Annotated in this window: 10 protein-coding genes; 1 reads left to right on the forward strand and 9 read right to left on the reverse strand. The window is 71.2% G+C overall.

Annotation, left to right across the window (positions count from 1 at the left end; genetic code table 11):
* The first annotated feature begins 13 nt into the window (after positions 1 to 13).
* Positions 14 to 2323 (forward strand): PQQ-dependent sugar dehydrogenase, encoded by a 2310-nt coding sequence (locus tag ACFKCF_RS02315; RefSeq protein ID WP_394490101.1) that lies wholly within the window; start codon positions 14 to 16, stop codon positions 2321 to 2323.
* Here the strand turns inward: ACFKCF_RS02315 and ACFKCF_RS02320 are convergent.
* The 9 genes from ACFKCF_RS02320 to ACFKCF_RS02360 form a co-directional block, all read right to left on the reverse strand.
* Positions 2320 to 2739 carry a hypothetical protein gene (locus ACFKCF_RS02320; protein ID WP_394490103.1) on the reverse strand — a complete coding sequence of 140 codons (420 nt, stop codon included), beginning with the start codon at positions 2737 to 2739 and terminating at the stop codon, positions 2320 to 2322. The two genes, ACFKCF_RS02315 and ACFKCF_RS02320, sit on opposite strands and share 4 nt — an antisense overlap.
* Before the next feature lie 50 nt (positions 2740 to 2789).
* On the reverse strand, positions 2790 to 3212 hold the full coding sequence (locus ACFKCF_RS02325) for a hypothetical protein (protein ID WP_350722606.1): 423 nt from the start codon (positions 3210 to 3212) through the stop codon (positions 2790 to 2792).
* Positions 3213 to 3279: 67 nt separating this feature from the next.
* Entirely contained in the window at positions 3280 to 4287 is a 1008-nt protein-coding gene (locus tag ACFKCF_RS02330; protein WP_394490105.1) for a leucine-rich repeat domain-containing protein, read from the reverse strand.
* A gap of 25 nt (positions 4288 to 4312) precedes the next feature.
* Positions 4313 to 6670 carry an aerobic carbon-monoxide dehydrogenase large subunit gene (gene cutA / locus ACFKCF_RS02335; protein ID WP_394490107.1) on the reverse strand — a complete coding sequence of 786 codons (2358 nt, stop codon included), beginning with the start codon at positions 6668 to 6670 and terminating at the stop codon, positions 4313 to 4315.
* Positions 6667 to 7143, reverse strand: a complete 477-nt coding sequence (locus ACFKCF_RS02340; protein WP_394490109.1) for a (2Fe-2S)-binding protein — start codon at positions 7141 to 7143, stop codon at positions 6667 to 6669. The genes cutA and ACFKCF_RS02340 overlap by 4 nt, the downstream gene beginning before the upstream one ends.
* Complete coding sequence (locus ACFKCF_RS02345) at positions 7133 to 7963, reverse strand: FAD binding domain-containing protein (RefSeq protein WP_394490111.1); 831 nt, start codon at positions 7961 to 7963, stop codon at positions 7133 to 7135. Before ACFKCF_RS02345 ends, ACFKCF_RS02340 begins: the two co-directional genes overlap by 11 nt.
* On the reverse strand, positions 7960 to 9372 hold the full coding sequence (locus ACFKCF_RS02350; RefSeq protein ID WP_394490113.1) for a uracil-xanthine permease family protein: 1413 nt from the start codon (positions 9370 to 9372) through the stop codon (positions 7960 to 7962). The genes ACFKCF_RS02345 and ACFKCF_RS02350 overlap by 4 nt, the downstream gene beginning before the upstream one ends.
* Before the next feature lie 192 nt (positions 9373 to 9564).
* On the reverse strand, positions 9565 to 9768 hold the full coding sequence (locus ACFKCF_RS02355; protein WP_355367490.1) for an RNA-binding S4 domain-containing protein: 204 nt from the start codon (positions 9766 to 9768) through the stop codon (positions 9565 to 9567).
* Positions 9769 to 9778: 10 nt separating this feature from the next.
* Positions 9779 to 11380, reverse strand: coding sequence for a PucR family transcriptional regulator ligand-binding domain-containing protein (locus tag ACFKCF_RS02360; RefSeq protein ID WP_394490115.1), 1602 nt, complete (start codon positions 11378 to 11380; stop codon positions 9779 to 9781).
* Between the last annotated feature and the right edge of the window lie 24 nt (positions 11381 to 11404).

Here is an 11404-nt window from a genome sequence, read left to right on the forward strand (position 1 = left end):
GTGGTGAACAGGTATGCCGAAACCCCTCCGGTGCCTGATCGCCGCGGTGCTGGTGACCGCGTTGTGCGCGCCGCCGGCAGCCGCGCAGGCCGACCCGACCCCCATCGACGACCCCATCCCCGAGAAACCCGCCGCCTCGGGGCTGACGCTGACGCTGGAGGAGTTCGCCTCGTTCCCGAAGACGGAGACGACTCCCGATCCGGTCGACACCCGCCTGGTCCGGTGGGCGAGGATCAACTACCTGGGCGAGCTGCCCGACGGCTCGCGCCGCCTGTTCGTCAACGACCTCAACGGCAAGCTCTACTTCCTCGACAAGGGCCGGCCGCGCGAGTACCTGGACGTCGGCGCCGCCTTCGCACCCGACTTCGTCTCCGGGCGCGGCCTGGGCAGCGGGTTCGGCTTCGCCACCTTCCACCCCGAATTCGCCAGGAACGGCAAGTTCTACACCGTCCACACCGAGTGGGGCGACGCGCTGACCACGAAGACGCCCGACCTGACGCCGCAGCCCGGCACCAGGTTCCACGGCGTCATCACCGAGTGGACGGCCACCGACCCGAAGGCGAACGTCTTCTCCGGCACCCGCAGGGAGATGCTGCGGCTCGGCTTCAGCGGCCAGATCCACGGCATCCAGCAGATCGACTTCAACCCGACGGCGCGCAGGGGCGACAAGGACTACGGCCTGCTGTACGTCGCCGCGGGTGACGGCGGCCGCGGCTCGTCCAGCGACGACCCGCAGAACCTGGCCATACCGCAGGGCAAGATCCTCAGGATCGACCCGGCCGGCACGAACGGCGCCAACGGCAGGTACGGCATCCCGGCCGCGAACCCGTTCGCCGGCCAGGCCGGCAAGCTGGGCGAGATCTACGCGTACGGCATGCGCGACCCGCACCGCTTCAGCTGGGACCCGCAGGCCGGCAACCGGCTGTTCCTCGGCCACATCGGCGAGCACGCCATCGAGGCCATCTACGACGTCGGCGCCGGCGACAACCTGGGCTGGAGCGAGCGCGAGGGCGCGTTCGTGTTCAACAAGGCCGACCGCTGCCACCTGTACACGCTGCCGGACGACGACGCGCAGTACGGCTACACGTACCCGGTGGCCGCCTACGACCACGACCCGCCGCCCGGCCACTCCTGCACCTCCGACAGCGGCCACGCCGTCACCGGCGGGTTCGTCTACCGCGGGCAGAAGCTGCCGCTGCTGTACGGCAAGTACCTGTTCGGCGACATCGTGGACGGCCAGGTCTTCTTCACCGTCGCCGCCGAGATGAACGAGCGCAGCGGCCGCCGGGCCACGATCCACAAGCCGCGGCTGGTGGACACCTCCGGCAAGCAGCTGACCATGCGGGACCTGGCCGGCAGCACCCGCGTGGACCTGCGCTTCGGCCAGGACGGCGCGGGCGAGCTCTACGTGCTGTCCAAGGCGAACGGGAAGATCTGGAAGATCACCAAGGCCGGCTGGACCCCGCCGGACGTGCTGCCGACCCTGCGCGGCCACGTGGTGGCCGCCTACGACTTCGAGCACCCGCTGCCGGCCGACCCGGCCCAGGAGCAGGACCAGGGCCTGTCCGGCACGAACATCACGCTGGTCAACGGCGGCGCCGCCATGCGCGTGGCCGACCAGGCCTACCGGGGCAGCACGTACGCGCTGCAGACCCGCCAGGTCGACCCGGTCACGACCGGCAACGACGACTGGAAGGCCGGCGTCTACGGCGCGGACGGCGTGCCGACGCTGCGCGCGTTCAACGCCGTCAAGGGCGTGACGGTCATGGGCTGGTTCAAGATGCTGGGCGACGGCCCGGCGCCCAACTCCAACACCGAGGACCCGGCCGACTTCTTCAACGCGATCGGCCTGGCCGGGGTGCTCAGCGGCAACTCCCAGGGGCACGACGTGCGGGCGCTGCTGGAGCTCATCACGGTCAACGGCGAGCTGCGGGTCGTGGCGCTCGCCCGGCGCGTGGACGGCGGCGCCTCCCAGACGTTCGCCGCGAACAAGCCCTGGCGCGAGGTGCTGCCGCGCGACCAGTGGGTGTTCCTGGCCGCGACGTTCGACTTCGACACGGGGACGATGAAGCTCTACAGGAACGGCCGCCCGCTCGACGGGTTCTACTCGGTCACCGGCGACCCGTGGGGCGTCGAAGGGGACCCCGAGCCGGACGCCACCTCGGCGACGGACCCGAGAGGCATCAAGATCGGCGGGAGCTACCCGCAGAACACCAGGGAGCAGAACCCCTGCGACTGCCGGATGGACGGCCTGATGTTCCTGGACAGGGTCGCGACCCCGGTCGAGGTCTGGGCCCAGTACGAGCTGGCCAGGGCCCGCTAGCCGACGGTCTTCATCTGCTTCGTACGGTGATCAGTGAGGTGGAGGTCGCCGCCGAGCCGCTCCTTGAGCAGGTCGAGCACCTTGCGACTGGACAGCACGGTCCAGAGGTTGCCGACCAGGTGGGGGTTGTACTCGGGGGCGGCGTCCATCCAGGCGTCCTTGCCCGCCTGGGTCTTGAACGTCGTGACGAAGAACTCGCCATCGGGGGTCTTGCAGTAGCCGGTGCGGATCTCGGCGGCGTTGACCTGCATCTTCGGCTTGCAGCCGACCTTGGCCGAGAGCTGCTCGACGGTGAGGGGGGCGGCGTGGCCCTGCTTTCCGGCTGCTGCGACATAGCCGCCCGCGCCCCCTGAGGAGCATCCGGCGACCAGTCCGGCCAGCAGCGCGAAAGCGGCCAGACGTGGAAGTGTCGTCATGTGCGAAGGTACGCGGGCCCACCGGCCCCGGTTCACCCCATACCGATTGGTTACTTCGGTGGCGCCGGCGTCTGGGAGACCCTGTGGTCCATCAGGTGCAGATCCCCGCTGAGCGGCTCCTTCAGCTGCTCCAGCACCGGGAGCGGGCCCAGGACGGTCCACTGCGGGCCGACCAGGTGCGGGTTGTACTCCGGCGCCCGGTCCATCCACTCGTCCTTGAGCTTCTCGCTGGCGAACGTGTTGACGAAGAACTGGCCGGCCTTGGTCTTGCAGTAGCCGGTGCGGAGGTCGGAGGCCTCGACCTGCATCTTCGGCTTGCAGCCGACCTTGGCGGACAGTTGCTCGACGGTGAGGATTGCCGCTGGTTTCTGCGTTTCGCCCGCTGCGACGTAGTCGCCCCAGCCCCCTGAGGAGCATCCGGCGACCAGTCCGGCCAGCAGCGCGAAAGCGGCCAGACGTGGAAATGTCGTCATGTGCGGAGGTACGCACCCTCGATCAGCCCGGTTCACCCCGGTTCACCCCAAAACCGGAGCGATTTCCTCAGCGCAGGATGACGCAGCCCTGATCGCGGAGCCGTCGCAGCACCTCCGGCTCGCCGTCGAGCTTGTTCCACCGCAGGTCGAGCTTCTCCAGCGGGGGCAGATCAGCGGGCAGCTCGCGCAGCCGGTTGTTGCGCAGATCGAGGTGCCTGAGCCCGGGCGGCAGGCGGTCCGGCAGCTCGCGGAGCTGGTTGTCACGCAGGTCGAGCACGCGCAACTCGCCCAGCTCGGCGATGGACGCGGGCAGGCGGGTCAGCCGGTTGCCCTGCGCGTGCAGCTCCCTTAGCCCGGCCAGGCCGCCGATGGCCTCGGGCAGCGACTCCAGCCGGTTGTTGTAGAGCCGCAGCTCCACCAGCGCGGCCATCCGCCCCAGCGACTCGGGCAGCCGGGTGAGCCGGTTGTCGGTGAGGTTGAGGTAGGTGAGCCGGTCCAGCCGCCCGATCGCCTCCGGCACCTCGGTGAACTGGTTGTCGCTCAGGTAGAGGTAGTCGGTCAGGTCGAGGTCGCCCAGCTCGGGCGGGATGGAGGTGAGCCGGTTGTGCCCGAGGTCCAGCATGCGCAGCCGGGTCAGCCCGCCGATCGTGGCCGGGACCTCGGTGAGCGCGTTCTCGGCGAGGTTGAGGGATTCGAGGCCGGTCAGCTTCCAGAGCGAGCCTGGCACGCCGGTCAGCCCGTTGCCGCCCGCCGCGAGGTGCCGCAGGGCGGGGCTCAGCCGGTCGGGGATCGCGCCGACGCGGTTGCCGTACAGGAAGAGCACCTCCAGGCCCGGAGGGCAGCCGGGGAAGGACGTCAGCTCGTTGCCGTCCAGGTGCAGCGCGCGCAGCGCGGTGAGCCCCGAGAGGTCCGGCAGCGAGCGCAGCCGGTTGCCGTCGAGCCTGAGCTCCTCCAGCGCGGTGAGCCCGGCCACCCAGGCGGGCACCTCGGCGAGGTCGTTCCAGGCCAGATCGATCAGGCGGACGTCGGCGGGGACGGCGGGGAATTCGGTCAGACCGGAAGCGGGCGCACGCATGGCACCGATCATCGCACGGCGTGGATCACCGTCCGGCGGCGCGCAGGTCGAAGAGCTCGGACGGGGAGATGGGCATGCGGTCGATCTCGATGCCCTCGGCGTCCTCGATCGCCGAGGCGATGACCGCGGAGACGGGGATCACGCCGGCCTCGCCCGCGCCCTTGACGCCGAGCGGGTTGAGCGGCGACGGCGTCTCCAGGTGGGCGGTCTCGACGTGGGGGATCTCCGTCGCGTACGGCATGAGGAAGTCCATGAAGGAGGCGTTGACGAGCTGGCCGTGCGAGTCGTACACCATGCGCTCGTAGAGCGCCCCGCCGATGCCCTGCGCCACTCCCCCGTGGATCTGGCCCTCCACGATCATCGGGTTGATCAGCCGGCCACAGTCGTGCACGACCGCGTAGCGCACCACCTTGATCTGGGCCGTGTCCGGGTCGGTCTCGACGATCGCCGCGTGCATGCCCGACGCGAACGTGGACCTGATCGGCGAGTAGTAGTCGCGCCCCTCCAGCCCCGGCTCCTCGCCCTCGGCCACCGGCGGCCGGTCGGGCGACGCGGTGCCGGAGAACTGGGTGGCCTTGGCCGTCTCGTCGTCGAAGGCGTAGCGCAGCGGGTTGGCCAGCACCGCCACCGTGGACAGCGGGACGGACGCGCTCGGCGTGCCGGCCACGTGCACCATCCCGTCGGTGATCTCCAGGTCGGCCGGGTCGGCCTCCAGCGCGTCGGCGGCGATCCGCAGCGCCTTCTCGCGTACTTTCCTGCAGGCCAGCGCGATGGCGTTGCCGCTGACGACGGCCGCCCGCGAGGCGAACGTGCCCACGGCGTAGCCGAACCTGCGGGTGTCGCCGGTGACGACGCTCACCCGCTCGATGGGCACGCCCAGCTCGGTCGCGGCGATCTGCGCGAAGGCCGTCTCGTGCCCCTGCCCCTGCGAGGTGAGCCCGGTGGACACGTGCACCCGCCCGTCGGAGGTCACCTGCACGTGCCCGCCCTCGTACGGCCCCACGCCGGTGCCCTCGACGTAGCACCCGACGCCGATGCCCCTGCCGGGCCGCGCCTCGAAGGAGTCCCAGCCGATCAGCTCCTTGACCATGCGGAGCATCTCGGGGTAGTCGCCGCTGTCGTAGATCAGCGGCCGGCCGTCCTGGAAGGTCATCCCCTGGTCGTACGGGAACTCGTCGGGCCCGATGAAGTTGACCTCGCGCACCTCGGTGCGGTCCTTGCCCAGGTGTCGGGCGATCTTGTCCATGGTCCGCTCCATGCAGAACACGCCCTGCGGCCTGCCGGCCCCCCGGTAGGGCGTGACCTGCACGGTGTTGGTGTAGACGGCGGTGAACTCGACCCGGTAGGCCCCGATCTTGTACGGCCCCAGGAGCTGCGTCGAGGTGACGATCGGCACGATGATCCCGTAGGGCGTGTAGGCGCCGTGGTCGTGCAGGATCGTCACGTCCAGGCCGAGCACGCGGCCGTCGTCGTCGAAGCCGACCCGTACGTACTGGACCTGGCCGCGCTCGTGGGCCGAGGAGATGAAGTGCTCCCTGCGGTCCTCCGTCCACTTGATCTCGCGCCCGAGCGTCATGGCGGCCCACGGCACCAGCACCTCCTCGGGCCACGGGTGCACGATCTTCACCCCGAAGCCGCCGCCCACGTCGGGCGCGATCACCTCGACCTGCGGCAGCGGCAGCTCCAGCGCGGCGGCGACGGCCATGCGGACGCTGGTGGAGGTCTGGGTGCTGGAGTAGACGCGCAGGTCCCGGCCGTCCCACCGGGCGTACACGCCGCGCCCCTCCAGCGGCATGCTGGCGCTGCGCTCGATGTCGAGCCGGAAGGCCAGCGTGTGCGGCGCGGTCTCGATCGCCTCCCGGGCGCCGCGCCCGTCCGTCCCGGCGACCTCCTGGACGAGGTGCGCCCCGACGTTGCCCGGCACGTCCTCGTGCACGAGCTGGGCGCCCTGCACGGCCTCCTCCAGGCCGACGACCGGCTTGAGGAGCTCGTAGTCGACCTGGATGAGCGCGCAGGCGTCCTCGGCGGCGTACCTGTCCTTCGCCACCACCATGACCACCGGCTCGCCGACGTGCCTGACGACGTCCCTGGCCAGCGGGTACGCGGTGCGCCCGTGGGTGAGCGCCGGGTGCGGGATCAGCAGCGGCAGCGGCCGGCCGACCCGTTCGGGCAGGTCCTCCCAGGTGTAGACGGCGACGAGCCCGTCGACGTCGAGCGCGGGGTCCACGTCGATGTCGCGGATGCGGGCGTGCGCGTGCGGCGAGCGTACGAACGCGACGGCCAGCGCGTCCGGGCCCAGGTCGTCGAGGTAGCGGCCGCCGCCGGTGAGCAGCCTGGGGTCCTCCCGCCGCTGCACGGGCTCCCCGAACAGCCTCGTCGTCATGCTTCCTCCGCCAGCAGCTCGGCTGCCCGGTGGACGGCCTTGACGATGTTCTGGTAGCCGGTGCACCGGCACAGGTTGCCCGAGATGCCCTCCAGCACCTCCTCGTCCGTGGGGGCGGGGTTGTCGCGCAGCAGGGCGGTCACCGTGCACAGGAACCCCGGCGTGCAGAACCCGCACTGCAGTCCATGACACTCGGCGAAAGCCCTCTGGACCGGCGACAACGTGTCCGCGGTGCCCAGCCCCTCGACGGTGGTGACCTCGGACCCGTCCACGCTGACCGCGAACGTCAGGCACGACCGGATCGGCTCCCCGTCGAGCAGGACGGTGCAGCAGCCGCAGACGCCGTGCTCGCAGCCGACGTGGGTGCCGGTCAGGCCGAGGTCGTGGCGCAGGCAGTCGGACAGCAGGCGGCGGGCGGGCACGCTGACCCGCCTGGCCGTGCCGTTCACGACGAGCGTGATCTCATGCTCCACGGTCCTGTGCCTCCCTGGTCGCGTTCCGCACGGCCCGCTCGGCCAGCACGCCGACGAGGTGGCGGCGGTAGGCGGCCGAGGCGTGGATGTCGCCCTCGGGTTCGACCCGGTCGCGTACGATCCGCGCCGCGTCCGCGGGGCTCTCCGTCACGTCCACGACGACCGGCACGTGGCCGACGCCGATGCAGGCGAGCCTGGCGGCCTCGACGCGGCCGTCCTCGCCGAGCGTGACGACGGCGCAGACGCCGGCCAGGGCGTAGTCGCCGTGCCGCCGGGCCACCTCCTCGAAAGCTGCCCCGGTACGCGGACCCAATGCCGGGAAATATGCCGACACGGCCAGCTCGCCCGGCTGGACCGCCGACTCCATGGGCCCGACGAAGAACTCCTCGGCGCCGACGTCGCGTACCTGCCCCTGCCAGCGGGCGACCCGGACGGAACCGCCCAGGACGGCCAGCACGGCGGGCAGCTCGGCGGCCGGGTCGGCGTGCACGAGGCTGCCCACCACGGTGCCCCGGTTGCGGATCACCGGATGGGCGACCAGCCGCAGCGCCCGGCTCAGCAGCGGATGCGCCCCGGCCCGTTCCGCCCGCGAGTGGCGGACCGCCGCCCCCACCCGGACACCGTCCGGCGCCGCCTCCATGACCGCCAGCCCCTGGACACGGTTGATGTCGACGAGATGCTCGGGAGCGGCCAGCCGCATGTTGAGCATGGGGATCAGGCTCTGCCCTCCGGCCAGCACCTTCCCGCCCACCTCCGCGAGGGTGCGGAGCGCCTCGTCGAGGTCGCGGGGGGCGTGGTACTCGAACGGGGGCGGTTTCACCCGGCCTCGCTCCCGACCGGCCGGGCGGGCCGTCCGGCGATGGCCCGCAGCAGGTGGTACCCGCCCAGCACCACGATGGTGCCGAACGCGATCCCCTCAAGGGTGAAGTCGCCTCCGATGAAGTGCCTCACAGGTCCGATGGCCAGGATGATGCCCGCGCCGATCGGAACCATGTTGACGGGGTCGGAGAAGTCGACGCGGTTCTCGATCCAGATCTTGGCGCCGAGGAGGCCGATCATTCCGTACAGGATGACGGTGACCCCGCCCAGCACGCCGCCCGGGGTCGCGGCGACCAGCGCGCCGAACTTGGGACAGAGCCCGAACAGGATGGCGATGATCGCGGCGATGTAGTAGGCGGCGGTCGAGTAGACCTTGGTGGCCGCCATGACGCCGATGTTCTCGGCGTACGTGGTGGTGGGCGAGCCGCCGACCGCGCTGGCGACCATGGTGCCCACGCCGTCGGCCGCCACCGCCCGGCCCACGTACGGGTCCACGTCGGCCCCGGTCATCTCGCCGACGGCCTTGACGTGCCCGATGTTCTCGGCGATGAGCGCGATGACGGCGGGCAGCACCAGCAGCACGGCGGAGGTCTTGAAGTCGGGGGCGTGGAAGTCCGGCACCCCGAACCAGGGCGCCGACGCCACGGAGTCGAAGTTCACCCGGTCGTGCGGGAAGGCCGTGGCCACGCAGTACGTCCCCTCGGCCGGGCAGCTCGCGCCCGCCGCGTCGCGCAGGTTGGCCCCGGGCAGCACGGATGTGACGGGCCCCGCGGCCTTGTCCAGCACCCACGACAGCACGAACCCCGTGATCAGCCCGACCAGCACCCCGATCCGGCCGACGAACCCCTTGAACAGCACGATCACCACGAACGTGACCAGCATGGTGATGAGCGCGACCCAGTGGTCCTGCGGCCAGTAGACGTCCGCCACCACGTACGCCAGCCCGAACCCGATCAGCATGACGACCGCCCCCGTGACCACGGGCGGGAAGACGCGGTGGATGATCTGCACCCCGAGGAAGTGGATCGCCAGCCCGGCCAGCGCCAGCACGAACCCGGCGACCAGGATCGCGCCGGTCACGATCGCGTCCGCGCCCGCCGTGTCACCGCCATAGGCGGCCCTGATGGCCAGCACCCCGCCGACGAAGGAGGCGCTGGTGCCGAGATAGCTGGGCACCCTCCCCTTCACGATCAGCAGGAACAGGATCGTCGCGACGCCTGACATCATCACGGCGACGTTCGGGTCCAGCCCCATCACCAGGGGGAAGACGAACGTCGCGCCGAACATCGCGATCACGTGCTGCGCCCCGAAGCCCACCATCCTGGGCCAGCTCAGCCGCTCGTCGGGCCTGACCACCTCTCCGGGCGCCAGGTGCTTGCCGTCACCGTGTTTGGTCCATCCCAAAACCATGGAGAGCCCCTCTTGTACTGGGCCGGCGACACGTTCCGTTGCGGGCACATTAGGCCCGCCGTAACGCTCCTACACGGGCATGATCTGCCAAATCTACGCGCGGGGCCAGTGAAAACCTCGCGCACACGCGATCTGTTTCACTGTGAGGATCGGATCGCCTCTTCTTCCGCCGGTCCGTCCGAGACGTTCGCGCTACTCCACCCGGATGGAGAACCCCTCCCCGCTGACCACCTGCCCCGAGCGGATCTTGGCGCGCTTGCGCAGCTCCACCTCGCCGTCCACCAGCACCATCCCCTCGGCGACCAGGTGCTTGGCCATGCCGCCCGTCTCCGTGATCCCGCAGTACTTCAGCAGGTCACACAGCGGGATGTACTCGGAGCGCAGTTCGAAGTCCACACCCCCAACCCTAGATGCCGCGCATCCGCAGCACGTGCAGGGCCAGGGTCAGGTTGAGGCGCAGGTGCGGGTCGTCGGTGAAGTTGCCGAGCAGGCGCTCCAGCTTCCCGATCCGGTAGCGGAGGGTGTTGTAGTGGAAGTGGAGGCGCCGCGCCGTCTCGGCCACGTTCAGGTTGGTCTCCAGGAGCACCTGCAGGGTGCGGCGGAGGTCGGAGTTCTCGGCGTCGGTGTCGGAGGCGAGCGGGCCGAGCGTCTCGCGTACGAAGGCGTGCAGCTCGTCCGTGTCGTTGACCAGGGACAGCAGCCGGTAGACGCCGAGCTGGTCGAAGTGGGCGACGGCGCCGGGCCCGTGCAGCTGGCGGCCCACCCGGGCCGCCTTCAGCGCCTGCGAGTACGCCTCCGGCAGCGTCTCCGCCCCCGGGCTGGGCCGGGAGGTGCCGGTCGAGAACGTCGCGGGCGGCACGTCGGCGAAGGCCGAGGCCGCGTCCTTGGCGACCCGGGTCGCGTCGATCGAGGCGTCCACCACGGCCACCACCTCGTGCGAGAACCCCGCCACCGCCCCGCGCGGGTCGTGCCGGCGCATCGCCGCCGTCCAGCACGCCACCAGCCGGTCCTGCGCGCTGCGCTCGTCGCCGTCCGGGTCCAGCTCGGCCACCAGTACGGTCACGGGCCGCGCGAGGTCCCACCCGAACGCCCGCGCCCTGGCGGTGACCCGCTCCGCCGTGCCCGCCCGGCCGGTGAGCACGTCGCGCAGGAAGTCGGCGCGGTACTTGCTCTCGACGGCGTTGACCGCCTCCTGCCGGGTGACGACCAGCGCGGCCACGGTGGCGGCGCGTTCGAGGATGCCGACGTCGCTGTCGCGGATGGCCCCGGACGGGCTGTAGGCGACGATCCTCCCGTGGTGGTGGCCCCCGGCCAGCACCGGCACCGAGGCGAACGACCGCGCCCGGCCCGGGGCGGGCGTACGGGGCGGGCCCTCCTGGGAGATCGACTCGCGCAGGACGGCCACGTGCTCGGCGGGCCCCGCGGTGGCCAGCATCCGGCCCGAGCCGTCCACGGCCGCCACCGACACGTCGAGCAGCTGGGCCACCTCGGCGGCCACCTCGTTGAGCCCGCCGCCGGCCAGCACCACCTGCACCAGCGCCCGGTGCGCCTCCTCGGCGCGGGCGAGCACGGCGGCCTGGCGGTTGAGGATGTCGGTCAGCACCTGGTTGAGGATGTCGTCGAACCCGACGTCGTTAGGCAGCAGGATGAGCGGGAAGCCGAGCCGGTCGGCCTGCTCGACCATCTCGTCGGGCAGCTCGTCCACATATCGGCCGAGCTTGATCGCCAGCGCCGACAGCCCGCGCTCGTCCAGGTCGGCGACCAGCCGGCCGAGCGACTGCGGCGTGTTGCGCAGCGGGTAGCCGGTGGTCAGCAGCAGCTCGTGCGGCTTGACCCAGGCCAGGATGTCGGGGACCTCCATGACGTTCAGCCGCTGCACGATGCGGCCCAGCCCGCTCTCCCCCGCGATCAGCCGGGCCTCGGCGAGGGTGGAGACGCCGAGCACCTCTCCGACGGAAACACCGTGAATGATCGTCCCGGTGCTGGCGAGACGGACGGGGGGCTCCATGTGGAGATTGTGACCCCAGAAACC

It is taken from the genome of Nonomuraea sp. JJY05 (assembly GCF_043496855.1).
GTDB lineage: Bacteria > Actinomycetota > Actinomycetes > Streptosporangiales > Streptosporangiaceae > Nonomuraea.

Coding starts and splice junctions, on each gene's coding strand:
- ACFKCF_RS02350 (WP_394490113.1), bottom strand. CDS start 9,372: ATGGTTTTGGGATGGACCAAACACGGTGACGGCAAGCACCTGGCGCCC.
- ACFKCF_RS02315 (WP_394490101.1), top strand. CDS start 14: ATGCCGAAACCCCTCCGGTGCCTGATCGCCGCGGTGCTGGTGACCGCG.
- cutA (WP_394490107.1), bottom strand. CDS start 6,670: ATGACGACGAGGCTGTTCGGGGAGCCCGTGCAGCGGCGGGAGGACCCC.
- ACFKCF_RS02325 (WP_350722606.1), bottom strand. CDS start 3,212: ATGACGACATTTCCACGTCTGGCCGCTTTCGCGCTGCTGGCCGGACTG.
- ACFKCF_RS02360 (WP_394490115.1), bottom strand. CDS start 11,380: ATGGAGCCCCCCGTCCGTCTCGCCAGCACCGGGACGATCATTCACGGT.
- ACFKCF_RS02330 (WP_394490105.1), bottom strand. CDS start 4,287: ATGCGTGCGCCCGCTTCCGGTCTGACCGAATTCCCCGCCGTCCCCGCC.
- ACFKCF_RS02320 (WP_394490103.1), bottom strand. CDS start 2,739: ATGACGACACTTCCACGTCTGGCCGCTTTCGCGCTGCTGGCCGGACTG.